Origin of the sequence: Streptomyces sp. NPDC050534 (assembly GCF_044457745.1) — a bacterium.
Classification (GTDB): domain Bacteria; phylum Actinomycetota; class Actinomycetes; order Streptomycetales; family Streptomycetaceae; genus Streptomyces.
Window position 1 is genome coordinate 216306 of the sequence record NZ_JBITHF010000004.1, and the last position, 23787, is coordinate 240092.

General features: G+C 70.8%; 22 protein-coding genes. 8 read left to right on the forward strand and 14 right to left on the reverse strand.

Going from position 1 to position 23787, the window contains the following annotated elements; translation table 11 throughout:
* Nucleotides 1-105 precede the first annotated feature (105 nt).
* The 3 genes from ACIBN2_RS15315 to ACIBN2_RS15325 are packed head-to-tail and all read left to right on the forward strand — an operon-like array spanning nucleotide 106 to nucleotide 1804.
* On the forward strand, nucleotides 106-930 hold the full coding sequence (locus tag ACIBN2_RS15315; RefSeq protein ID WP_399134830.1) for a MarR family transcriptional regulator: 825 nt from the start codon (nucleotides 106-108) through the stop codon (nucleotides 928-930).
* Between the two features lie 54 nt (nucleotides 931-984).
* Nucleotides 985-1371 carry a roadblock/LC7 domain-containing protein gene (locus ACIBN2_RS15320; RefSeq protein WP_384250816.1) on the forward strand — a complete coding sequence of 129 codons (387 nt, stop codon included), beginning with the start codon at nucleotides 985-987 and terminating at the stop codon, nucleotides 1369-1371.
* Nucleotides 1372-1375: 4 nt separating this feature from the next.
* On the forward strand, nucleotides 1376-1804 hold the full coding sequence (locus tag ACIBN2_RS15325; protein WP_399134831.1) for a hypothetical protein: 429 nt from the start codon (nucleotides 1376-1378) through the stop codon (nucleotides 1802-1804).
* 51 nt (nucleotides 1805-1855) lie between these two features.
* Here the strand turns inward: ACIBN2_RS15325 and ACIBN2_RS15330 are convergent, their stop codons facing one another.
* From ACIBN2_RS15330 to ACIBN2_RS15350, 5 genes are all read right to left on the reverse strand, one after another.
* A complete protein-coding gene (locus ACIBN2_RS15330) occupies nucleotides 1856-4189 on the reverse strand; it encodes an FtsX-like permease family protein (RefSeq protein WP_399134832.1) in 2334 nt (777 codons plus the stop codon).
* Nucleotides 4186-4875, reverse strand: coding sequence for an ABC transporter ATP-binding protein (locus tag ACIBN2_RS15335; RefSeq protein WP_399134833.1), 690 nt, complete (start codon nucleotides 4873-4875; stop codon nucleotides 4186-4188). Before ACIBN2_RS15335 ends, ACIBN2_RS15330 begins: the two co-directional genes overlap by 4 nt.
* Nucleotides 4872-5396: a PadR family transcriptional regulator gene (locus ACIBN2_RS15340; protein ID WP_399134834.1), complete on the reverse strand. Its 525-nt coding sequence runs from the start codon at nucleotides 5394-5396 to the stop codon at nucleotides 4872-4874. The genes ACIBN2_RS15335 and ACIBN2_RS15340 overlap by 4 nt, the downstream gene beginning before the upstream one ends.
* Nucleotides 5397-5512: 116 nt before the next feature.
* Nucleotides 5513-5752, reverse strand: a complete 240-nt coding sequence (locus ACIBN2_RS15345; RefSeq protein ID WP_399134835.1) for a hypothetical protein — start codon at nucleotides 5750-5752, stop codon at nucleotides 5513-5515.
* Complete coding sequence (locus tag ACIBN2_RS15350) at nucleotides 5752-6669, reverse strand: SPFH domain-containing protein (protein ID WP_399134836.1); 918 nt, start codon at nucleotides 6667-6669, stop codon at nucleotides 5752-5754. The genes ACIBN2_RS15345 and ACIBN2_RS15350 overlap by 1 nt, the downstream gene beginning before the upstream one ends.
* Nucleotides 6670-6924: 255 nt before the next feature.
* Here ACIBN2_RS15350 and ACIBN2_RS15355 point away from each other — a divergent pair, with 255 nt between their 5' ends.
* The gene (locus tag ACIBN2_RS15355) at nucleotides 6925-9297 is read left to right on the forward strand and encodes a transglycosylase domain-containing protein (protein WP_399134837.1); all 2373 of its coding nucleotides are present in this window, start codon (nucleotides 6925-6927) and stop codon (nucleotides 9295-9297) included.
* Nucleotides 9298-9386: 89 nt separating this feature from the next.
* On the opposite strand, the gene ACIBN2_RS15360 is transcribed toward ACIBN2_RS15355, so the two are convergent.
* The 4 genes from ACIBN2_RS15360 to ACIBN2_RS15375 all read right to left on the reverse strand — a co-directional run bounded on the left by ACIBN2_RS15360 (nucleotide 9387) and on the right by ACIBN2_RS15375 (nucleotide 15720).
* Nucleotides 9387-11498, reverse strand: coding sequence for a SpoIIE family protein phosphatase (locus ACIBN2_RS15360; RefSeq protein WP_399134838.1), 2112 nt, complete (start codon nucleotides 11496-11498; stop codon nucleotides 9387-9389).
* A 322-nt stretch (nucleotides 11499-11820) separates the two neighbouring features.
* The gene (locus ACIBN2_RS15365; protein WP_399134839.1) at nucleotides 11821-12516 is read right to left on the reverse strand and encodes a DUF402 domain-containing protein; all 696 of its coding nucleotides are present in this window, start codon (nucleotides 12514-12516) and stop codon (nucleotides 11821-11823) included.
* A 72-nt stretch (nucleotides 12517-12588) separates the two neighbouring features.
* Nucleotides 12589-13974 carry a class II fumarate hydratase gene (locus ACIBN2_RS15370; RefSeq protein WP_399134841.1) on the reverse strand — a complete coding sequence of 462 codons (1386 nt, stop codon included), beginning with the start codon at nucleotides 13972-13974 and terminating at the stop codon, nucleotides 12589-12591.
* Nucleotides 13975-14052: 78 nt separating this feature from the next.
* Nucleotides 14053-15720 carry a fumarate hydratase gene (locus ACIBN2_RS15375; RefSeq protein ID WP_399134842.1) on the reverse strand — a complete coding sequence of 556 codons (1668 nt, stop codon included), beginning with the start codon at nucleotides 15718-15720 and terminating at the stop codon, nucleotides 14053-14055.
* 155 nt (nucleotides 15721-15875) lie between these two features.
* Here ACIBN2_RS15375 and ACIBN2_RS15380 point away from each other — a divergent pair, with 155 nt between their 5' ends.
* Both ACIBN2_RS15380 and ACIBN2_RS15385 read left to right on the forward strand, forming a co-directional pair.
* A complete protein-coding gene (locus ACIBN2_RS15380; RefSeq protein WP_399134843.1) occupies nucleotides 15876-16583 on the forward strand; it encodes a DUF1707 domain-containing protein in 708 nt (235 codons plus the stop codon).
* 174 nt (nucleotides 16584-16757) lie between these two features.
* On the forward strand, nucleotides 16758-17132 hold the full coding sequence (locus ACIBN2_RS15385) for a WhiB family transcriptional regulator (protein WP_399134844.1): 375 nt from the start codon (nucleotides 16758-16760) through the stop codon (nucleotides 17130-17132).
* A gap of 93 nt (nucleotides 17133-17225) precedes the next feature.
* On the opposite strand, the gene glpX is transcribed toward ACIBN2_RS15385, so the two are convergent.
* Nucleotides 17226-18260 carry a class II fructose-bisphosphatase gene (glpX, locus tag ACIBN2_RS15390; protein ID WP_399134845.1) on the reverse strand — a complete coding sequence of 345 codons (1035 nt, stop codon included), beginning with the start codon at nucleotides 18258-18260 and terminating at the stop codon, nucleotides 17226-17228.
* Between the two features lie 127 nt (nucleotides 18261-18387).
* Between glpX and ACIBN2_RS15395 the strand changes: the two genes are divergently transcribed.
* Nucleotides 18388-18915 (forward strand): DUF4245 domain-containing protein, encoded by a 528-nt coding sequence (locus ACIBN2_RS15395; protein WP_399134846.1) that lies wholly within the window; start codon nucleotides 18388-18390, stop codon nucleotides 18913-18915.
* 64 nt (nucleotides 18916-18979) lie between these two features.
* Here ACIBN2_RS15395 and ACIBN2_RS15400 read toward each other — a convergent pair whose 3' ends face one another.
* The 4 genes from ACIBN2_RS15400 to ACIBN2_RS15415 form a co-directional block, all read right to left on the reverse strand.
* On the reverse strand, nucleotides 18980-19570 hold the full coding sequence (locus ACIBN2_RS15400) for a malonic semialdehyde reductase (RefSeq protein WP_399134847.1): 591 nt from the start codon (nucleotides 19568-19570) through the stop codon (nucleotides 18980-18982).
* 149 nt (nucleotides 19571-19719) lie between these two features.
* A complete protein-coding gene (locus ACIBN2_RS15405) occupies nucleotides 19720-19953 on the reverse strand; it encodes an exodeoxyribonuclease VII small subunit (RefSeq protein WP_399134848.1) in 234 nt (77 codons plus the stop codon).
* Between the two features lie 9 nt (nucleotides 19954-19962).
* A complete protein-coding gene (xseA, locus tag ACIBN2_RS15410) occupies nucleotides 19963-21171 on the reverse strand; it encodes an exodeoxyribonuclease VII large subunit (RefSeq protein ID WP_399134849.1) in 1209 nt (402 codons plus the stop codon).
* Between the two features lie 75 nt (nucleotides 21172-21246).
* On the reverse strand, nucleotides 21247-22659 hold the full coding sequence (locus tag ACIBN2_RS15415) for an APC family permease (protein WP_399134850.1): 1413 nt from the start codon (nucleotides 22657-22659) through the stop codon (nucleotides 21247-21249).
* Between the two features lie 114 nt (nucleotides 22660-22773).
* Between ACIBN2_RS15415 and ACIBN2_RS15420 the strand changes: the two genes are divergently transcribed.
* Entirely contained in the window at nucleotides 22774-23775 is a 1002-nt protein-coding gene (locus ACIBN2_RS15420; protein WP_399134851.1) for a 4-hydroxy-3-methylbut-2-enyl diphosphate reductase, read from the forward strand.
* Nucleotides 23776-23787 lie beyond the last annotated feature (12 nt).

Below are 23787 nucleotides of genomic sequence, written 5' to 3' on the forward strand. Positions count from 1 at the left end.
GGGTGCAACTTCCGTCACCTGGGGACAGGTCGGAAATCTCCGGCCGGAATATGCGTTCGGCCTGATACACATTCCCCCCTCAGCGGTACGCGACAGGGGGGTGTCATGTCGGGCCACGACCTGCTGGCACGGGCTCTCGCTGCCTGCGGGCGCGAGGGGTGGACCGGTGCCCTGCGCGTGTCCGGGTCGCCGGGCGGCGTGCTGCACCTGCGGCACGGACTCATCGTCGCCGCGGAGTCGCCCGGGGCGCCGGGTCCGGAGGCGCTGCTGCTGCGCTCCGGGCGGGTGGACGGCGAGCAGTGGGCCGCGCTGGTGCGCGAGGGCGGGGGCGCCCGCTGGCCGGCCGCCGGGCTGGTCGCCCGCGGGTACGCCGGTGCCGCCCAGCTCGCCGTGGTGTGCGTGGTGGCGCTCCAGGACGCGGTGTTCGCGATCCTCGCGGGCCGTGTCGAGGGCTGCGAGCGCGTGGACGCCGGCGTGGAGCCGCCCGCCCCGGTCGCCGTGGGAGAGCCCTGCGCGCGGCTGCTGGAGGACGCGGCCCGCAAGCTGACCGCCCTGTCCGCGCTGCCCCATCCCGTGCACCCCGACCGTGAACGGCCGCTTCCCGTACCGGACTCCACCGCCCCGCTCAGCGAACTCCGCCGCGACCTGCTCGCCCACGCGGATGGCCGCCGCACGGCCCGCGACCTGGCCTTCCGCACCGGCCGCGGCGTCTACACGGTCACGGTCGAGGTCTCCCGCATGCTCACCGAGGGCCTCCTGCGATGCCCGCCGGAACCCGCGCCCATCGCGGTCCGCGTGCCGCCGGAGGGCATTCACGGCCGCACTCCGCCGGCCCCCGCACCACCGCCACCGGAACCCCCGGAGCCGGTCACCCTCCCCCGTCGCAGACCGAACGGCTTCTTCCGCCTCCGAAACGGATCCCCGAAGTGACCGAACCGACCAGACGCCTACCGAACTGTGAAAAGAAATACGGGAGTTGAGTACATGGATCACGAAGCCCTCGCGCTGGAGATGCGCGGCCTGCGGGAGCAGGTGACCGGTATCACCGATACCGCGGTCGCGGCGGCGGACGGACTGCTGATCGCGGCCGACACCGCCGACACTATCGACCCGGAGGGCCTCGCCGCGCTCGCCGCGGCAGGACTCGGGCTCGCCCGCCGCACCGCACAGGCGACCTCACGCGGCGCGCTGCGCCAGACGGTGACGTACGGCAGCCACGGCTGTGCCGCCTTCTACGCCGTCGGGGACACCGCGCTGATGGTCGTCCTGGGCGACGAGGGCATGGACGTCGACCGGCTGCACCGGGCGACCGCACCCGCACTGGATCGCATCGGTTCGATCCTCAGGCACAAGACGGCAGAAGGAGTTTGAAGGGATGGCGACGAAGCGTATGACCACCGGTTTCTCGGACCAGGTGATGGGCCTGGTCAAAGCACTCCGCACCGACGCGCCCGACTGCGTGGCCTCGGGCGTCGTGGACATGTCGACTGGCATGCTGCTGTCGTACGAGACCATCGACAACCATCCGCCCGAGGTACTGGACCTGCTGGCGGGCGCGACGCTCGACCTGTTCCAGGGGCGCACGGTCGTGATGATCGAGGACGTCTTCAAGGAGCGCCGCGGCATCCAGAGCGACAACCACTTCTTCCAGGAGATCCTGGTCAACAGTGAGAACCTCACGCACCTGTTCGTGCGCATGAACGAGCAGCAGGACGTCGTCGCCGTCGTCGTCTGCCGCAAGTCGGTCAACGTGGGCATGCTGTTCGCCCAGGTGCGGCGGGTGGTACGGGAGTACAGCCTGTGAAAGACGGCAGGCCCCTCCCCGCGCCGGGGAGGGGCCTGGACGAAGGGCTCACTACTCGGTGCGCAGCCCGTCCGGCCGCATCAGCCGCAGCAGCGGCGGCAGGCTGAGCAGCGTCACGGCGAGGACGACCGCCGCGCCGATGCCCGTCATCGACAGCACGCTCGCCCAGTCCACGCTCACCGTGGTGCCGGTCATCTTCAGCAGCACCGCGCCCAGCGTCAGCCCGACCACCGAGGCGAGCAGCAGGCCCAGCGCGATCGGGATCGCCGTCTGCCACAGCACCGACAGGCTCAGCGTGCGGCGCCGGGTGCCGAAGGCCACCAGCGACGACAGCAGCTTCTTGCGCTCGCGCAACTGCTCCAGCTGCGACACCAGCAGACTCGCGCCGATCAGCAACAGGACACAGGTGGCGCCCACGAACAGCCCGGTGCGGATGGACCGGAACTGCAGCGACTGCTTGGTGGACGTCAGCGTGAACACGTCCGCCAGCGGATCCAGCCGGGCGGCGGTGTTGCGTGCGTACTCGTCGGCGTCCGCCACCGACCGGTCCAGCGAGAGGTACACCTTCTGGCTCAGGCCGGCCGTCGCGGCCGCGGGCAGCGCGCCCGAGGTGATGAGCAGTCCGCCGCGCTCGTAACCCGTGGGGTCCTGGCGCTGGGCCGCCGTCTTCACCCCGGAGGGCACCTTCCAGGCCGCCGTGTGACTGCTCGATCCGCTGTAGGCCGGGTCGAAGTACAGGGTGCGGCCCGGCGCGATCAGCTTCTTGGTGTCGCCGCCGTACTGGTCGCCGACGATGCGGAAGATGTCGCCGTTGCGGCAGGACGTCAGCCGGGCCACCTCGCCCAGCTGCGCGCAGCTGCCGACGGCCACCTCCAGCTCGTTGTCCGGGTTCTTCGGCCCGTCCCCGACCGAGCCGAGCGAGAGCGCCGTCACCCGGCGCACCCCCTCGGTCGCGGCGAGCTTGTGGTCCACCTGGGACAGCGGGACGTCGCCGCGCACCGAGATCTCCATCTGCGCCCGGTCGAGGTCGTTCTTCGTCCACTTCGTGTAGTCGTGCTCGACCCCGGCGAACAGCATCTGGAGCGCGACCGCGCCGGCCACCGCGACCGCGATGCCGTTGACCATCCGGGCGGCCGAGCCGCTGCTCAACTGAAGCCTGCGCACCGCCAGTTGCCAGGAGACCGGACCCGAGTTCAGCCGGGCCACCACGGCCTCGACGATCCACGGCAGCAGCGCGGTGACGCCGACCAGCAGCAGCACGGTGCCGCCGATCACCATCCACTGGTTGAAGTTCCCGTTGTCGTTGCCCTGGCCGACCATCGGGTACAGCAGCGCGAGCCCGGCCAGCGGCAGCAGCAGCCGCCACCACAGCCGGCGGCGCGGCGGCTTCGCCGTACGGACCACGCCGAGCGGCTCGATGACCACCCCCCGCAGCGCGAAGAGCGTGACGAGGACGGCCGCGGCGGGCACCGCGACGGCCACGACCAGGACCAGGGCCGGCGACGGGTTGAGGTCGCTCGGGAAGACGCTGATGTCCCGCACCTCCAGCGAGGCCGCCAGCTGACGTCCCGTGAGGAAGAAGACGGTGCCGAGGACGAGTCCGAGCAGCGCCCCGGCCAGCGCCTCGCCGCCCGCGATCCTGCGGGCCATCCGGCCGTCGGCGCCGACGAGCCGCAGCGCCGCGAGCCGGCGGTCGCGGCGTTCGCCGCCGAAGCGGACGGCCGCGGCGATGAACACACCGACGGGCAGCAGCAGCACCACGAAGATGATCGTGACGAGCAGGATCAGGGTCGGGTCCAGGCCGTCCTGCTGGTGTCCGGGGGAGGGCCCGAAGTAGTGGATGCGCTCGATGCTGCCGCCGGCCAGATGGTGCTCCAGGCCCAAGGCGCCCGCGTAGTAGGCGAGTTCGCCGGGCCCGACGAGTCCCCGGTCGGCGATGGTGCCCACCGCGCGGTAGGGGATGCGCTCGCGCAGCAGCTTGCCTGAGCCGGACGCGAGCAGCTTCTTCAGCGCGGGCGAGACGACCATCTCGCCGTTCGCCGGGAACTTCGCGACGCCCGGCGGCAGCGGCGCCTTCGCCCCCTCCTGCTGGAGGAGCCGGCCGCGTACGTCCGCGCCGTGGAAGGTCGTGTCGGTGGAGGCGACGATCAGCGTGTCGTCGGCCTTCGGCAGCACCTTCCCGCTGTAGGTGAAGTCGTCCCGGGCGCTGCCCCGCTCGTCCCGCGCGGACAGCGCGCTCGGAATGGCGGTCGTCAGCAGCAGCAGCGCCACCCCGAGCCCGACGCCGACCGCGGTCAGCAGGGCCCGGGTCCAGCCCTCACGTCCGCCGGCGAAGGCGAACCGCATGCCCATGGCCAGATCGTCGGCCCACTGCCGCGCCTTCATACCGCGCGCTCCATGTCCCGCGACTTTCCGTCGCGTACGACGATCTCGCGGTCCGAGTACGCGGCCACCCGGGCCTCGTGCGTGACGAGGACGACGGCCGCGTTGGTGGACCGGGCGGCGTCCGTGAGCAGGTCCATCACGCGCTCGCCGTTGAGCGAGTCCAGCGCGCCGGTCGGCTCGTCCGCGAACAGCACCCGCGGGCTGGTGACCAGCGCCCGGGCGACGGCGACGCGCTGCCCCTGACCGCCGGAGACCTCACCGGGACGCTTCTTGCGCAGGTCGTCGACCTCCAGCCGCTCCATCCAGGTCAGCGCGGTCCGCTCGGCCTCCTTGCGGGACGTGCCGTTCAGCCGGAGCGGCAGGGCGACGTTCTCGACGCAGGTCAACTCCGGTACGAGCTGGCCGAACTGGAAGACGAAACCGAACTCGGAGCGCCGCAGGGCGCTGCGCGCGGCGTCGCTCATGGTCGCCATCTCACGGCCGTTGTAGGTGATCGAGCCCGCGTCGGGCGTCACGATCCCGGCGAGGCAGTGCAGCAGCGTCGACTTGCCGGACCCGGAGGGCCCCATCACGGCGACGACCTCGCCGGGGTGGATGGAGAACTCGGCGCCGTCCAGCGCGGTGGTCGGCCCGTACGTCTTGCGCAGATTCTCGGCCGCGAGCAGGGAGCCGGGAGGCGGAGTCACTTGGTCACCACCTCCGCGAGCTTGTCGAGGCGCGCGGCGGTCAGTTCAAGCCAGCGCAGGTCGGCCTCGAGGTGGAACAGGGCGTGGTCGCAGATGAGCTGGTCGGCCAGGTCGCCCTTGCGCTTGCGGTCGGTCAGGATGCGCATCATCCGCAGGTGCTCGGAGCGCTGCATGTCGAGGATGTCGGACGCGTCGCGGTGGGTGAGCAGCGCGAGGACGACCTTGGTGTAGAGCGTGGAGTGCAGGTACGGCTCGGGCGCCTCCGGCGTCGCGAGCCAGCGCTCCACGTCGGTGATCCCGGCGTCGGTGATCGCGTACCGCTTGCGCTCGGGACCGCCGCCCGCCTCGATTCCGTCGACCTCCACGAGCCCGTTCTTCAGCAGGCGGGACATCGTCGAGTAGACCTGGCCGTAGTGCAGCGGCCGGTCGTGACCGAACTTCTCGTCGAAGGCCCGCTTGAGGTCGTAACCGTGGCGTGGCCCGGACTCCAGGAGTCCTAGAAGGGTGTGACCGATGGACATGCGGAGCACTCTACACACGGTGTATACGCCTGATGTATACGCGGAGTGTGTAGATCATGGCGGGGCGTGCGGCCCCGCAGGTGGGGGCCGATTGTCACAGCTTTGTCACAGGGTTCTCAGGGCTTCGGGCCGGTGGGCGGCCGCCCCCGGCGCGGGATCGGCCGCGCCTCCCCGGGCAGCCGCCCCGCCTCCGCCAGCGCCCGGCGCAGCAGGAACTCGATCTGGGCGTTGGCGGACCGGAGCTCGTCCCCGGCCCACCGCGCCAGCGCCTCGTACACCGAGGGATCCAGCCGCAGCAGCACCTGCTTGCGCTGCTGCGGCCGGCGCTCGGGCGAGGGCTCCTCGGACGATGCCATTACTGGTAGAGGGTCCCGGTGTTGAGGACGGGCTGCGGAGCCCGGTCGCCGCACAGCACCACCATCAGGTTGGACACCATCGCCGCCTTGCGCTCGTTGTCCAGCTCCACGATGTCCCGCTCGGTGATCCGCGCGAGGGCCGCCTCGACCATGCCCACCGCTCCGTCCACGATCTGCCGCCGGGCCGCCACGACCGCTCCGGCCTGCTGGCGCTGGAGCATCGCCGAGGCGATCTCGGGAGCGTAGGCGAGATGCGTGAACCGCGACTCGATGATCTGCACGCCGGCCGCCTCCACGCGCGCGTGCAGTTCGACGGCGAGCTTCTCGGTGATCTCCTCGGCGTTGCCGCGCAGCGAGAGCCCGCCCTCGTCGTGGGCGTCGTAGGGGTACTCGATGGCGATGTGCCGGACCGCGGCCTCCGTCTGCGTGGCCACGAACTCGAGGTAGTTGTCCACCTCGAACGTCGCCTGCGCGGTGTCCCGCACCTTCCAGACCACGACCGCGGCGAGCTCGATCGGGTTGCCGTAGGCGTCGTTGACCTTGAGGACGGCGGTCTCGTGGTTGCGGACGCGGGTCGAGATCTTGGTGCGCGAGGTGAAGGGGTTCACCCAGCGCAGGCCGTCCTGGCGGATCGTGCCCCGATAGCGCCCGAAGAGCTGGACCACCCGGGCCTCGCCCGGCGCCACGGTGTTGAGCCCGCGCAGCGAGATGACCGCGGCTATGAGGACGAAGACGCCGCCGACGGCGAAGCCCGGGTTGACCGAGCCGGCCGCGAACAGGGCGATGGCCACCAGCACCCCGAGCAGCCCGAGCAGCAGCGCGAGCGCGCCGCCGATGCTGTGCGCGGCGAACTCCCGCACCCGCGGGGCGGGCATCTCCGGGACGTCGGCGGCTGGTGCGGAATCTTGTGCGGACATGAAGGGCCCCCGTGCTCGTGGTGCGCTTGGTGTAAGCGCTGGTCTATCCAAGTGATATCACTTTACCCCGCAGAGCAACCCTCCACCCCCCTCAGTCGTCGGTTCCGGTGGGGCGGGTGCTGATTCTCACGTCCGCAAAAGGCCGGATCGACGGACCTTCGTCACATGTCACGGTGTTAGCTTCTTGAGCTGACTTGAGCGGCGAACCTGTGTGACGTGTGAGCACACATGAACGAAGCGGAGCGGATCGGACCAATGGGACGAGCGGAAGACAGACGAGCGCGGCAGCGCGGTGGCCGCCGCGCGGCGCCCACGCGCTCGTCCACGGCGACCATGGCCTCGTCGGCCCAGGAGTCCGTCACGGTCGTCGGAGGACGGGCCGCGGCCCGCCGGGCGGCTCAGGGCCGGGGCCGGCCCAAGGGCAAGGCGGGCAAGGACGACCGGAGCTTCATACGCCGGATGTTCACGTGGAAGAAGATCGTCGGGACCTTCTTCGGGCTGTGCCTGCTCGGCATGGGCGCGTTCGTCGCGCTGTACATGATGATCGGGATACCCAAGGGCAACGCCGACGCCACGCTCCAGAGCAACGTCTACAAGTACAAAGACGGCTCGCTGATGACCCGCGACGGCCAGCGCAACCGCGAGATCGTGGACCTGGCCAAGGTGCCCAAGGGCGTCCAGCGCACCTTCGTCGCCGCCGAGAACAAGACGTTCTACAAGGACAACGGGGTCGATCTGAAGGGCACGGCCCGCGGTCTGCTCAACACGCTCTCCGGCAAGGGCGCCCAGGGTGGTTCGACCATCACCCAGCAGTACGTCAAGAACTACTACCTGACGCAGAACCAGACCGTCTCGCGCAAGCTGAAGGAACTGGTCATCTCGCTGAAGCTGGACCGCACCAAGTCCAAGGACTACATCCTCGCCGGCTACATCAACACCAGCTACTACGGCCGCGGCGCCTACGGCATCCAGGCCGCTGCGCAGGCCTACTACCGCGTGGACGCCCAGGACCTGGACGTCGCGCAGGGCGCCTATCTCGCCGCGCTGCTGCAGGCGCCGAACCAGTACGACTGGGCGATCGCCACGGACACCGGCAAGAAGCTGGTGCAGGCCCGCTGGAACTACGTCCTCGACAACATGGTCGAGGAGGGCTGGCTGGACAAGGGCAAGCGCGCCGAAATGAAGTTCCCGGTGCCCAAGGCGCCGAAGGCGGCTCCCGGCATGGGCGGCCAGACCGGCTACCTGGTGGACGCGGCCAACAGCCAGCTCGCCAAGCAGCTGGTCGCGCAGGGCACCGCCGACAACATCAACGACGCGGAGAACCTGGTCAAGGCCGGCGGCTGGACCATCACGCTCAACATCGACAAGAAGAAGCAGGTCGCGCTGGAGAAGGCCGCCAAGTCGCAGCTGACCAGCAAGCTCGACCCCAAGAAGCGCTCGGTCGACGCGGACATCCAGGCCGGCGCCGTCTCCGTGAACCCGAAGAACGGCGCGGTCGTCGCGATGTACGGCGGTCAGGACTACTACAAGCACTTCCGCAACAACGCGACCCGCACGGACTACCAGCCCGCCTCGACCTTCAAGCCGGTCATCCTCGCCGCGGCCCTGGACGAGGGCGCCCAGACGCAGACCGGGAAGCCGATCGCCGCGAACACCATCTACGACGGCACCAGCAGGCGCCCGGTCGTCGACCACGGCACCAAGGTCGGCTTCGCGCCCCAGAACGAGGACGACACCGACTACGGCGACATCAGCGTCCAGACGGCGATGAACAAGTCCGTCAACTCCGTCTTCGCGCAGATGGGCGTCGACGTCGGCATGGACAAGGTGCTCAAGGTCGGCAGCGCCCTCGGCATGGACACCGGCGACCTCAGGGCGGTCCCCGCGCAGACCCTCGGCACCATGGGCGCGAGCCCCCTCCAGATGGCCGGGGTCTACGCGACCCTCGACAACCACGGCAGGAAGGTCACGCCGACCATCCTCAAGTCGGTCGAGAACAGCCGGCACCAGGTCACCCTGCCGAAGCCGGTCGGCGCTCAGGTCGTCAGCCGCGAGGCCGCCGACACGGTCACCTCGGTGCTGACGGGCGTGGTCGACGACGGTACGGCCAAGGTGTCGGTGCGGGACAACGCCGACCGGGACGGCCGGAAGGTCGCCGGCAAGACCGGTACGTCCGACGAGAACCGCTCGGCCTGGTTCACCGGCTACACGCCCGACCTGGTCACCTCGGTCGGCCTGTTCGGCGAGGCGAAGAAGAACGGCGCGCAGGTCTCGATGTACAAGGCCGGCGGCTTCCCCCGCGTCAACGGCGGTGGCTTCCCGGCGCAGATCTGGGCGGCGTACACCTTCGGTGTCTCCGCCACGGGCCTGAAGTTCGACCTGGACACCACGCAGGGCGCGGCGGTCCAGCCGACCTACACGCCGACGCCCACCCTGACGCCGAGCGGAACGCCGTCCAAGACGCCGACGAGCGAGCCCCCGACGTCGCAGTCCCCGTCGCAGACGCCGAGCCGGACGCCGACGCAGACCCCGACGCAGACGCCCACCCAGACGCCGACCCAGACCCCGACCGGGACGCCGACGACCGGCGGTGTCCCGAATCCGCTGAATCCGAACGGGAATCAGTAGGCGGCAGACGGTGAAAGGGCGCCCGGCATCGTGCCGGGCGCCCTTGTCGCGTGTACGACTCCGCGTGTACGACTCCGCGCGTACGTCTGCTAGATCCGGTTCAGCTCGAACCAGACCACCTTCCCGGTGCTCAGCCGCGTCGCCCCCCACCGCCGGGCCAGCTTGTTCACCAGGTACAGCCCGCGGCCGCCCTCGTCGGTGGCCCGTGCCTGCCTCAGCCGCGGCAGCTGCGGCACGTCGTCGCCGACCTCGCAGCGCAGCACGTCGGTGCGCAGCAGACGCAGCGTGACCGGACGGGACGCGTAGCGCACGGCGTTCGTCACGACCTCGCTGACGAGCAGCTCCACGGAATCGCTGAGGTCCTCCATGCCCCAGCGGGACAGCGCGCGCCGGGCGAGCCTGCGGGCCCGGCCGGGAGCGGCGTCCTCGGGCTCCAGGAACCAGTACGCCACGTCGCTGGGCGCGATCCCGTCGAAGCGGGCGGCCAGCAGCGCGATGTCGTCGTCCCGGTCGCCGGGGCCGAGCATGTCGAGCACCTCGTCGCACAGGGCCTCGAGCGGCGGCGGGTGGTCGGGGCCGGTCAGCTGCGCGGTGGCGGCGAGCTTCTCGCGCAGCTGCTCTATGCCGGTCCACACGTCCCGCAGGCGCGACTCGACCAGCCCGTCGGTGTAGAGCAGCAGGGTCGCTCCGGCGGGCGCGTCCAGTTCCACGGCCTCGAAGTCGACTCCGCCCACGCCGATCGGCGCCCCGGGCGGCACCCGCAACACCTCGGCGCGGCCGCCCAGGTGCAGCAGGACCGGCGGCGGATGGCCCGCGTTGGCGATGGTGATGCGGTGCGAGACCGGGTCGTAGACGGCGTAGAGGCAGGTCGCCATGCGGTCGGTGCCGAGGCGCTGCGCCTGCTCGTCGAGGTGGTGCAGGACCTCCTGCGGGGGCAGGTCGAGTCCGGCCAGGGTCTGCGCCGTCGTGCGCAGCTGGCCCATGATCGCGGCGGAGGTCATGGAGTGCCCCATGACGTCGCCGACGACGAGGGCCACACGGCTGCCCGGCAGTGGGATGGCGTCGTACCAGTCGCCGCCCACGCGCGCGGTCTCGGCGGCGGGCAGGTAGCGGGACGCGAGGCGCACGCCGGTGGGCCGCGGCAGCGTCTCCGGGAGCATGGTGCGCTGGAGCTCGTCGGCGATGTACGCCTCGCGGCCGTAGAGCACCGCCTTGTCGATGCCGAGCGCGCTGTGGGTGGCGAGCTGGGCGGCGACCAGGAGGTCGTCGGCCTCGAAGGGGATGCGCTCCGGGCGGCGCAGGAAGAGCGCGGCGCCGATCACGCGGCGCCGGCCGCGCAGCGGGGCGAGGATCGCGCGCTGCCCGCCGGGCACCAGGAACTCGCCCGTGTCACCGAGGAGTTCGGGCAGCGCGGCGCGGGCGGCGGGCGCGTCCGTGAAGACCGGGCGCACCCCGCGCAGCACCTCCGCGAGCGCGCTGCCCGGCCGGACCTCGCAGATCTCGGAGCCGACCGCGTCGAGCCCCGTCATCTCCGGCGGCTCGGGCTGGAGCGCCGGCGAGAAACCGCTCTCGGTGTCGCGCTCCGCCGGGATCCGGTCGGTGCGCCTCAGGCGCAGCAGGAGCGGGCCGGTGGGCCGCTCGTCGCCTACGGGCAGCGGGTCGCGCAGATAGACGAGGATCGCGTCGGAGAAGGTCGGCACGGTCGCCCGGCAGAGCCCCATGACGATCTCGTCGAGGTCGATGCCGCGGGCGATCCGCCGCGTGGCGGCACCCACGAAGCGCAGCCGGTCGCCGTCCCGCCGCATGGGCGTGGGACGCCCGGGCGTCAGCCCCTGCCCGGTACGGCGTTCCTGACCACCGCCGTCCTGTGTGCGGCCCGGCTCGGCGCCTGGCTGGTCCGGGACGGCCTCGGGGCGCGGGCGGTGGTCCCCCTCGCTCGGCTTCGCTCGCGCGGGAGGTGTCCCCATCGGGTCCTCGGCGGCGGGCTGCGAGTGTTCGGGGCCGGTGGTGTCGGAGGGAGGCGAGGCCGGTTCCTTTCCCTTGCCGCACGGCGTGGCCGTGCCCGGCGTCGAAGGCGTCTCCCCGGTCCGGGCCTGTGCCGGTAAGGCGGCCGCGGGCGAGACCGGCGCCGGGGTGTGCAGGAGCGCCCCGCGGGGGTCCGCCGCGGGGTCGGCGCCCGGCTGTGGGCGCTCGAAGGACATGGGGTGCTCCGTCACGCGTGTCGAATCCGTCCGTCCGGGGCTGCGCCTGGCGTGCGCAGTTCGTCCCGCAGGAATGCCGATACCCGGAATACATGTCCCTGGAACGGAATTCCCGCGTGGTCAGAGGCTGTTCCTGTGCCGCGGGCACACCGGCTGCGGCTCGCGGGGCGCGCCCCGCGGATGTTGCCCTCGTACCCCTCGCTCACGTCCTGCCGCCCCTCGGTGACGATCGGTCAAGCCCAGCGCATTCTCCAGGAGTTGCTACTGCGCACCCTTGCGGAGGACGATCCTACGGTTGCGGACCGGGGGCGCATCAAGGGTCTCATGTGGACACGTGCGCGGGCGTACGGTCCCAGTCCTTTGGCAAAGACGGTACCGCCCAGGACGGATCCGGGCGCCAGTGCTGCCAGCCGTCGCTGAACGGCGGGCCCCAGGCGCGGATCACCTCCACAGCGGAGCGCCCCGCCTCCCGCACCTGCTCGGCGACCGCGGGGGCCATCAGGCCGTCCCACTGGGCCTGCGCGAACTCGTCCTCGTCCCGCCAGTGCCAACTGCGGTCCGGGTGCACGGAGATGTCGAGGAAGTGATCCTCGGAGTCGACCCCGCCGTCCCAACGCGCGAGCGGCGTCTCGAGGTTGACGTACCAGTTCTTGAACAGCCAGCCCGGCTCCCAGAACAGCCAGACCGACCAGGGTTCGCCGGGCCGGGCCAGCTTCAGCACGCCGGTGCCGAACCAGCGGTCGTACTGGACGGCGCGGGGCTTGGTGTAACGCGTCTCGAGCGGCTCGCCGTGCACCGGTGTGCCGTCGGCCAGCACGGGCTTCACGCACTCGGTGCCAGGCGCCAGCCAGACGGCGAGCAGGTCGGCGTCGTCCCGGGCGACGGTGACGGGGCGGGCGATGTGGAAGCGCGCGCCGCCGTTCTCCCGGTACCGCCACAGGATCTGTGTCCCGGGGGCCCAGAAGCTCGTTCCTCCACCTGCCGCCAGGTCCGCTCCCACCGCTCCGCCCTCTGCCATGAACAGATATTAGGTGCCACAGGCATACGACGCTGCGGCGCGCGTCACGGTTCGCGCCGCGGCGGCAGAACGTCACGGGTGCGTCATCCGCAGGACATCCAGCGCCTCGTCGAGCTGCTGCTCCGTGAGGTCGCCGCGGTCCACGTACCCGCTCTCCAGGACCACCTGGCGGATGGTCTTCCGCTCGGCGAGCGCCTTCTTGGCGACCTTGGCGGCCTCCTCGTAGCCGATGTACTTGTTCAGCGGGGTGACCACGGACGGCGACGACTCGGCGTACTCGCGCGCCCGCTCCCGGTTCGCGGTGATCCCGTCCACGGTCCGGTCGGCGAGCAGCCGGGAGACGTTCGCGAGCAGCCGCACCGACTCCAGGACGTTCTTGGCGATGACCGGCAGCATCACGTTGAGCTCGAAGTTGCCGGCGGCGCCCGCGGTGGCCACGGTCGCGTCGTTCCCGGCGACCTGGGCGGCGACCATGAGCACGGCCTCGGGGATCACCGGGTTGACCTTGCCCGGCATGATCGACGAACCCGGCTGCAGATCCGGCAGGTTGATCTCCGCGAGCCCGGTCCGCGGACCGGACGACATCCACCGCAGATCGTTGGCGATCTTGGTCAGTCCTACGGCGATCGTCCTGAGCTGCCCGCTGGTCTCGACGATGCCGTCCCGCGCGCCCTGCGCCTCGAAGTGGTCGCGGGCCTCGGTCAGGGGCAGGCCGGTGACCCGGGCGACCTCCTCGATGACGGCGGCTGAGAACCCGGGCGGGGTGTTGATGCCGGTGCCCACGGCGGTGCCGCCGAGGGGCAGTTCGGCGAGGCGGGGGAGCGAGGCGTACAGCCGCTCGACGCCGTACCGCACCTGGGCCGCGTATCCGCCGAACTCCTGCCCCAGCGTCACGGGCGTGGCGTCCATCAGATGCGTCCGCCCCGACTTCACGACGTCGGCGAACTCCGCCGACTTCCGCTCCAGGGCGCCGGCCAGGTGCTCAAGGGCCGGGATCAGGTCGCGCGTGACGGCGCCGGTGGCGGCGATGTGGATGGAGGAGGGGAAGACGTCGTTGGACGACTGCGAGGCGTTGACGTGGTCGTTGGGGTGGACGTCCCGGCCGAGCCGCTCGCTCGCGAGCGTGGCGACGACCTCGTTGGTGTTCATGTTGGACGAGGTGCCGGAACCGGTCTGGAAGACGTCGATCGGGAACTGCCCGTCCCAGTCCCCGCGGGCGACCTCCTCGGCCGCCTCCTGGATCGCCTCGGCGACGTCCTTGTCGAGCACCCCCAGCCGCGCGTTCACCTTGGCGGCGGCACCCTTGATGCGCGCCAGCGCCTCGATGTGCGCGCGTTCGATGCGCTGCCCGGAGATCGGGAAGTTCTCGACGGCACGCTGGGTCTGGGCCCGCCACTTGGCGTCCGCCGGAACCCGGACCTCGCCCATGGAGTCGTGCTCGATGCGGTATTCGCTCATGTCCGGTACAGCGGTCGACGGGCCCCGGATGTTCCGGACCCTGCGCCGATCGCGGGATCGGCGCAGGGCCCGGCAGGCTCACGCGAGCCCGGGCCCCCGCACCGGAATGCTCGTGAACGTGGGCTGCGGCGCCGGGTCCTGGAAGAAGTCGTTGCCCTTGTCGTCGACCACGATGAACGCCGGGAAGTCCTCGACCTGGATCTTCCAGACGGCCTCCATGCCGAGCTCCTCGTACTCGACGACCTCGACCTTCTTGATGCAGTCCTGGGCGAGGCGGGCGGCGGGCCCGCCGATGGAGCCGAGGTAGAAGCCGCCGTGCGCCTCGCACGCGCCGGTGACCTGCTGGGAGCGGTTGCCCTTGGCCAGCATGACCTTGGAGCCGCCCGCGGCCTGGAACTGCTCGACGTAGGAGTCCATTCGGCCGGCCGTCGTGGGACCGAAGGAACCGGACGCGTAGCCCTCGGGGGTCTTCGCGGGACCCGCGTAGTAGACCGGGTGGTCCTTGAGGTACTGCGGCATCTCCTCGCCCGCGTCCAGTCGCTCCTTGATCTTGGCGTGCGCGATGTCACGGGCCACGACCAGCGGCCCGCTGAGCGAGAGCCGGGTCTTCACCGGGTACTTCGTCAGCTCGGCGAGGATGTCGTCCATCGGCTGGTTGAGGTCGATCCTGACGACGTCCGACGACTCGGCGAGGTGCTCGTCGGTGGTCTCGGGCAGGAACCGCGCCGGGTCCGTCTCCAGCTGCTCCAGGAAGACGCCCTCGGCGGTGATCTTCGCGACGGCCTGGCGGTCGGCCGAGCAGGACACGGCGATGGCGACGGGGCAGGAGGCGCCGTGCCGCGGCAGGCGCACCACGCGCACGTCGTGGCAGAAGTACTTGCCGCCGAACTGCGCGCCGATGCCGATCTTCTGCGTCAGCTCGAAGACCTTCTGCTCCAGGTCCTTGTCCCGGAAGCCGTGGCCGAGCTCCGAGCCCTCGGCCGGGATCTCGTCCAGGTAGTGCGCGGAGGCGTACTTGGCGGTCTTCAGCGCGTACTCGGCGGACGTGCCGCCGACGACGATCGCCAGGTGGTACGGCGGGCAGGCGGCCGTGCCCAGCGAACGGATCTTCTCCTCCAGGAACTTCATCATGGAGGACTCGTTCAGGACGGCCTTCGTCTCCTGGTACAGGAAGGACTTGTTGGCGGAGCCGCCGCCCTTCGCCATGAACAGGAACTTGTAGGCGCCGCCGTCGGTGGCGTACAGCTCGATCTGGGCCGGCAGGTTCGAGCCGGTGTTCTTCTCCTCCCACATGGTGAGCGGAGCCATCTGCGAGTACCGCAGGTTGAGGTTGTGGTAGGCGTCGTAGATGCCCCGGCTCAGGGCCTCCTCGTCGCCGCCCTGGGTGAGGACGTTCTGCCCGCGCTTGCCCATGACGATCGCGGTGCCGGTGTCCTGGCACATGGGCAGCACGCCCGCGGCCGCGATGTTCGCGTTCTTCAGCAGGTCCAGGGCCACGAACTTGTCGTTGCCCGACGCCTCGGGGTCGTCGATGATGCGGCGCAGCTGCGCCAGGTGGGCCGGGCGCAGATAGTGCTGGATGTCGTGGATGGCCTCCTCGGCCAGCTTGCGCAGCGCCTCCGGCTCCACCTTGAGGAACGTCCGCCCGTCGGCCTCGAAGGTGGAGACACCCTCGGAGGTCACCAGCCGGTAGGGGGTGGTGTCCTCTCCCATGGGGAGCAGATCGGTGTACGCGAACTCAGGCATCGCAGCCCATTCCTCACTCGGCAGACGGTCGCCCGCCGCCATTGGCGGGCCTCACCAGCGTAGGACCTGTCCAGGACCGGACGCTTGTGAGGTGAGGCTCAGTTGCTCGTCCACAGGCCTAGTCGCGATCTATCGCGTTTCGGTACGCTGCTGCCGTGGACCTTCAGAAGCAGGACCTTCACCCGCGCGCCGAACCCGCACCCGCGCCGGCCGAGCTGCGCGCCTCGGACGCCGACCGCGACCGTATCGCCGACATCCTGCGTGACGCCCTCGCCGAGGGCCGGCTGACCGCCGAGGAGCACGCCGAGCGGGTGGAGGGCGTCCTCGCCGCCAAGACGGTCGGCGAACTGGAGGTCTTCATACGGGACCTGCCGGCCGCCCACCAGCGCCGCGCGGCACCGTCCTTCGCCGCGGCCCCGAACCGCCCCACCGCGGGCGCGATCCCGGCCGACCCGGACGACAACGTTGTGGCGGTGTTCAGCAGCGCCGTCCGCAAGGGCCGCTGGCGTGCCGGACGCCGTATCCACGCGTACGCGATCTTCGGCAGCGTGGAGATCGACCTCAGCGAGGCGCTCTTCGAGTACCAGCAGGTCGTGATCAAGACGGTCTCGGTCTTCGGCAACGTCGAGATCCGCGTCCCGGAGAACGTGTCGCTGCGCGGCACCGGCGGCGGTGTCCTCGGCAACTTCGAGGTGGACACCCTCGACTCGGCGGAACCGGACGCCCCGGTCGTCTACGTCGACGGATGGGCCGTCCTCGGCAACGTCGAGGCGCGGCCGAAGCGCGGCAGGCTCGTCGCCGACATCCTGGACCGTGTTCAGCGCAAGGTCGACAAGAATTTGCGCAAACATCTGGATCGTTGACGTTTGCTAATCCGGCCGTGCCGGAAGGGAATTGGTCCACCCGCGGCCGGACCGCGACAGCCCTCACGGGTACCCGAAATCCAGCGGTTCGGAACTCAGTGCATAGGCACGCGCACAGCGGGTAGGCCTTGCTGCATCGTCTCTCGCTCGCGAAGCCGTCGTCAGGAGTAGACCGTGCTGCAACCGCCGCATTCGTCCCTGCAGGTAGCTGCTGTTCCGGCCCAGCGGGTGCCAGTGCGGGACAGGGACCAAGACGCTCCATGGCACACCGAAGCGGTGTGCCGGCGCGACGAGGCAGGCCTGTTCTTCGCCCCCTCAAAAGAACCCACCGCCGCCAGGCTCTCGCGCGAGGAGGCCGCCAAACGCGTCTGTGCCCGCTGCCCCGTGATGGTCGAGTGCCGCGAGCACGCGCTCCTGCAACCTGAGCCCTACGGAGTCTGGGGCGGCCTCACGGCGGCCGAGCGCCGCGTGGTGCTGGCCCGTCGCCGCCGTCGCGAGATGGAACTCCAGAAAGCGGCCAGGCCCGCACGCATAGCGCAGGCCGGATAACCGCGGCGAGCAACAGAAAGGGCGCCCCCTTCCGCACCAGGGGGCGCCCGATTCTCGTTGCTCGCCGAACCGGTTCGGTGAACGGTTTCCGGCCTATTTGGCGCGGTCGAAATCAATCGCGCTGTAGGCCCGCAGCTTGCTCAGCCGGTGCTCGGAGTCGATTCGGCGCACCGTCCCCGACTTCGACCGCATCACGATCGAGTCGGTCGTCGCGGTCTCCGAGCGGTACCGCACACCGCGCAGCAGCTCGCCGTCGGTGATTCCCGTCGCGACGAAGAAGACGTTCTCGCCGGAGACGAGGTCGTCGGTCATCAGCACCCGGTCCAGGTCGTGGCCCGCGTCGAGGGCCCGCACCCGCTCCTCGTCGTCCTTCGGCCACAGCTTGCCCTGGATCGTCCCGCCCAGGCACTTCACCGCGCAGGCCGAGATGATCCCCTCGGGCGTGCCGCCGATACCGAGCAGCATGTCGACGCCGGTGCCCTCGCGCAGCGCGTAGATCGAACCGGCCACGTCACCGTCGGAGATCAGCTTGATCCGCGCTCCGGCCTCCCGGATCTCCTTGATGATCCCCTCGTGCCGGGGGCGGTCGAGGATGACGACGGTGACGTCCTCGGGCGTCGAGCGCTTGGCCTTGGCGACCCGGCGGATGTTCACCGACACCGGGGCGTTGATGTCGACGAAGTCGGCCGCCTCGGGCCCGGTGACCAGCTTGTCCATGTAGAACACGGCGGACGGGTCGAACATCGAGCCGCGGTCGGCGGCGGCCAGCACGGCGATGGCGTTCGGCATGCCCTTGGCCGTCAGCGTGGTGCCGTCGATCGGGTCGACGGCGATGTCGCACTCGGGCCCGGTCCCGTCACCGACCTGCTCCCCGTTGAAGAGCATCGGGGCCTCGTCCTTCTCGCCCTCGCCGATCACCACCACGCCGTTCATCGACACGGTGGAGACAAGGCTCCGCATGGCGCGGACCGCGGCACCGTCGGCGCCGTTCTTGTCGCCCCGCCCGACCCAGCGGCCCGCGGCCATCGCGGCTGCTTCGGTCACCCGGACGAGCTCCAGGGCGAGGTTACGGTCGGGGGCTTCGCGCGGTACTTCGAGTTCGGACGGCAAGTGATGATGCTCGGTCATCGAGGCGCACCTTTCTGATACGACGACGGCCGGATGAGGGTTCGATCCTCGACTCTATCGTCAGTCCGACAAAATGAGCAGGGGACCCCACGGATGAGCGGACCGGGCACCTGCGACGATAGGGGGCGTGGCAGGTTCGAACGGCAGGCAGAAGACGGTCCGGGACATGATTCTCTCCCTGGGCATCATCGGGATCGCGGCGGCAGTCATCTACGTCTTCATCCCGCACGACGACTCGGCACCGGACACCAAACCGGTCGACTACCGCGTCGAGCTGCTCACGGCGCGGCGCGCCGCGGCCTACCCGGTCGCCGCCCCCGAGGGGCTGCCCAAGACGTGGAAGGCGACCTCCGTCCGCTTCCAGGGGGCCGACTTCGACTCCTGGCATCTCGGCTTCCGCACCCCCGACGGCCAGTACGTGCAGATCGAGCAGTCGACTCAGAAGCCCGCGGAGTTCATCGACGAGGCTAGCCAGGGCGCCCACGCGACGAAGGCCACCCAGAAGATCGACGGCCGGACCTGGACGCACTACACCGGCGGCCGCTACGACGCCCTCGTGCTTCCGGGCAAGGGCTCGACGACGGTGGTCGCGGGCACCGGCTCCTTCGAGCAGCTGACGCAGATGGCCGGGGCGCTGAAGCTGGCGAAGTCGTAGCCACCGGCGCATGACGGAGGCCCCCGGCGGTGACGCCGGGGGCCTCCGTCATGCGCGGGGCGGCTCAGACCGTGGTGACGACCTCGTCGAACTCCAGGCGCGGGGAGCGCGGGAACCAGGCGTCCTCGCCCGGCTTGCCGATGTTGACCACCATCAGCGGGGTGTGGTCGTCGTCGAGGAACTCCTTGCGGACGCCCTCGAAGTCGAGACCGGTCATCGGGCCGGCGGCGAGACCGGCGGCCCGGACGCCGATGATGAAGTAGGCGGCCTGCAGCGTGGCGTTCAGGGCGGCGCTGCCCTCGCGGACCGCGCGGTCGCCGAAGAAGGCGTCCTTGGCCTGCGGGAAGTGCGGGAAGAGGGCCGGCAGCTCCTCGTGGAACTCGTTGTCCGCGGAGAGGATCGCGACCAGCGGGGCGGTGGCGGTCTTCTTCTGGTTGCCCTCGGCCATGTGCTGCACCAGGCGCTCGCGGGCCTCCGCGGAGCGGACCAGCGTGACCCGCAGCGGGGACTGGTTCATGGAGGTCGGGCCGTACTTGACCAGGTCGTAGATCGCCTGCAGCTGCGCGTCGGTCACCGGCTCGTCGGTGAAGGTGTTCGCGGTGCGGGCCTCACGGAACAGCAGGTCCTGGGCGGCGGAGTCAAGAACGAGAGACATGGCTGAACTTCCTTGGTAACGGCGTCCGGTTCCCAACCGGACCGCGGTCCGGTTAAGCTGACAGGCATGACCGTACGGCAATGAAGTTCAAGGTTCAACAAAAAACAGGGCGTAGTGATCCGCTTCACAGCAGACCACCGCCGGGACGGCTACTCGCCGCCCGACTCCCCGTCCTCTTGCTCCTCGGCCAGCGCCGCGTCGAGCCGGGCCCGCGCGCCGTCCAGCCAGCGCCGGCACACCTTGGCCAGTTCCTCGCCCCGCTCCCAGAGCGCGAGGGACTCCTCGAGCGTCGTGCCGCCGGCCTCGAGCCGCCGTACGACCTCGATCAGCTCGTCCCGCGCCTGCTCGTAGCCGAGCGCCTCTTGCGCCACCTTGCTGGTCATCCACCCACCCTATGCGTCGACTCGTACGGAGAACTCACCCTCGGAGACCCGCGCCCGCAGCGTCTCCTCCGCCGTCACCTCGGCGGGGTCGCGGACCACGTGGCCGTCCTCCTTCTGCAGCACGGCGTACCCACGCTTCAGGGTGGCGGCGGGGGAGAGGGCCACCACGCGCGCGTGCGTGTGCGTCAGCTCGGAGTCGGCGCGGTCCAGGAGATGCCTCAGCGTGCGCCGCGAGCGGTCGGTCAGCGCGGCGACGTGATCGGCCCGCTCGTCGACCATCCGGTGCGGGTCCTCCATCGAGGGCCGGGCCAGCGCGTGGGCGAGCCCGCGCTCCTCGCGCTCGACAAGCGCCTCCACGCACCGCCGGGCCCGGTCCCGCAGCAGCCGCACGCGCTCGTACTCCTCGCCCACGTCCGGTACGACCTTCTTGGCGGCGTCGGTCGGGGTGGAGGCACGCAGGTCGGCGACGTAGTCCAGGAGTGGGTTGTCGGGCTCGTGGCCGATCGCCGAGACGACCGGCGTGCGGCACCCGGCGACGGCGCGCACCAGCTGCTCGTCGGAGAAGGGCAGCAGATCCTCCACGCTGCCGCCGCCGCGCGCGACGACGATCACGTCCACCTCGCCGAGCTCGTCGAGCTCCTTCACCGCCTGCACGACCTGCGGGACGGCGTGCACGCCCTGCACGGCGACGTTGCGCACCTCGAAGCGGACGGCGGGCCAGCGGTGCCGGGCGTTCTCCAGGACGTCCCGCTCGGCGGCCGAGGCGCGGCCGCAGACCAGCCCGATGAGCTGGGGCAGGAAGGGCAGGGCCTTCTTCCGCTCGGGGGCGAACAGCCCCTCGGCGGCCAGGGACTTCTTCAACTGCTCCAGCCGGGCGAGGAGTTCACCGATCCCGACGGGCTTTATCTCGGTGGCCCGCAGGGAGAGCTGCCCCCGGGGGGCGTACCACTCCGGCTTCGCGTGGACGACGACCCGCGCGCCCTCGCTGACGACGTCGGCGACGGCGTCGAACACCTGCCGGTAGCAGGTGACGCTGATGGAGATGTCGTGCGAGGGGTCCCGCAGCGTCAGGAAGACGACCCCGGCACCGGGCCGCCGCGACAGCTGGGTGATCTGCCCCTCGACCCAGACGGCCCCCAGCCGGTCGATCCACCCTCCGATGAGCCGCGAGACCTCACCGACGGGCAGGGGGGCTTCCGCGGACGTATTGAGAGCCATGCCGCGAGAGTAACGGCCCTGACCGACAACGCAGGGACGGCGTCGACCGGTCCGTCCCGGCAACGCCGGCTGGTGTCAGTCGGTCCGTTCGGTGGGCGAGGTGGGCGAGGTGGGCGAGGTGGGCGCGGTGGGCCGGCGCCCGCGCTGCACCACCAGCACGACGAGTCCGGTCGCCAGCCACCCGGCGCCCACCGCCTGCGCCGCCCCCGACGCCTCCACGATCACCGCGACCGTGATCGCCGCACCGAGCACCGGGATCGCCACATGCCGCCACCAGCTCACCGGGCCCCCGGCCCGCCGCACCGCGAACCAGCCCACCACGCTCGCGTGCAGCAGCGTGAACGCCGTCAGCGCGCCGATGTCGACCACCGACACCAGGCGGTCCATCCCGTCGTCCCGCCGGGCCGCCCACACCGCCGCGACGAGCGTGATCACCGCCGCGCACAGCAGCGCCACCCGCGGGAGCCCGGAGTCGGTCCGGGCCAGCGCCCGCGGCAGCCTCCGGTCCCGCCCCATGGCGAACAGCAGCCGCCCGGCCGCCGCCTGCCCGGCCAGCGCCGCGAACGCCGCCCCGATCGCCTTGCTCACCGCCACCAGGTCGTGCAGCCACGTACCGACCGAGGCGTCCACGGCGTCGTAGAACGCGGACCCCTGCTTCCCGGGATCGGCGGCCAGCTGCGCCGACGTCGTCGGCTCCAGCAGCGCCACCAGGTACGTCTGCGCGATGAACAGCACACCCGCGAGCGCGAGGCAGAACAGCAGGGCCCGCGCGACCTTCTGCGAGCCACCGGTGACTTCCTCGGCGAAGGTGGCGATCGCGTCGAAGCCCAGGTACGAGAGCACCGCCACGGAGACCGCGCCGATCACCGCGGACAGCGCGAACGACCCCTGAGTGCCGTCCCCGGACAACGGTGACCACCAGCCCCGCGCCGCGCCGTGCTGCCCCAGCACCACCAGCGCCGACACGATGAACACCAGCAGGACCACGACCTCCATGGCCAGCACCAGGAAGCCGGCCCGGGCCGCGGCGCGCACGCCCCACAGGTTCAGCGCCGTCGTGACGGCGACGGCGAGCGCCGTCCACACCCAGCGCGACACCTCCGGCACCAGGGAGTTCATCGCGATCCCGGAGAAGAGATAGGCGACCGCCGGGATCAGCAGATAGTCCAGCATCGCCATCCAGCCGGCGACGAAGCCCGCCTCCCTGCCGAGCGCCGCGCGCGCGTAGGCGAACACGGACCCCGCCTGGGGGACCACGCGCACCATCTGCGCGTAGCTGAACGCGGTGAACGCCATCGCGACCGTGGCGACGACGTAGACGAGCGCGACGGCCCCGTGCGACTTCGCGTCCAGGGTGCCGAACACGCCGACGGGCGCCATGGGGGCGATGAAAAGCAGGCCGTAGACGACCAGATCCCGCAGGCCGAGGCTGCGCCGCAGTTCATGCCCCTCGCCGATGGTCCGTGCCGCCGTGCCGGTCCCGGACATGCCGCCTCCGCCAGTGCCTCGTCCGCCGTCTCGTGCCCCACCCCTCCCACTCCACGGCCAGTCTCCCCAAGGACGCGATCTTTGACCCGCCGAACGTGGCCCTACGATGGACGTATGACTGCTTCGCCTGGCCGCCGTGTCCTGCTCGCCGCCCCCCGGGGCTACTGCGCGGGTGTGGACCGCGCCGTGATCGCCGTCGAGAAAGCCCTGGAGCAGTACGGGGCTCCGGTGTACGTACGGCACGAGATCGTCCACAACAAGTACGTCGTGCAGACCCTGGAGAAGAAGGGCGCGATCTTCGTCGAGCGGACCGAGGAGGTCCCGGAGGGGAACATCGTGATGTTCTCCGCGCACGGCGTCGCCCCCGTCGTCCACGAGGAGGCCGAGCGCGGCAGGCTCGCCACCATCGACGCGACCTGCCCGCTGGTCACCAAGGTCCACAAGGAAGCCGTCCGCTTCGCCAATGACGACTACGACATCCTCCTGATCGGGCACGAGGGCCACGAGGAGGTCATCGGCACCTCCGGCGAGGCCCCCGACCACATCACGCTGGTCGACGGCCCCGAGGACGTCGCCAAGGTCGAGGTCCGCGACCCCTCCAAGGTCGTCTGGCTCTCCCAGACCACGCTCTCCGTCGACGAGACCATGGAGACCGTCGACGCGCTCAAGGAGAAGTTCCCGCAGCTGATCTCCCCGCCCAGCGACGACATCTGCTACGCCACGCAGAACCGCCAGCTCGCCGTGAAGCAGATGGGCGCCGAGGCCGAGCTGGTGATCGTCGTCGGCTCCCGCAACTCCTCCAACTCCAAGCGCCTGGTCGAGGTCGCCAAGCTCGCCGGCGCGCGCGAGGCGTACCTGGTGGACTTCGCCGACGAGATCGACGAGGCATGGCTGGAGGGTGTCTCCACGGTCGGCGTCACCTCCGGCGCCTCCGTCCCGGAGGTCCTGGTCGAGCAGGTCCTGGAGTGGCTGTCCGGGCGCGGCTTCGAGGACGTGGAGATCGTCAAGGCGGCCGAGGAGTCCATCACCTTCTCGCTGCCCAAGGAGCTCCGCCGCGACCTGCGCGAGGAGGCGGCGTCGCTGATCGCGGAGCGGACGGGGTCCTCGCGAGAGTGACGGTCAGTCGTC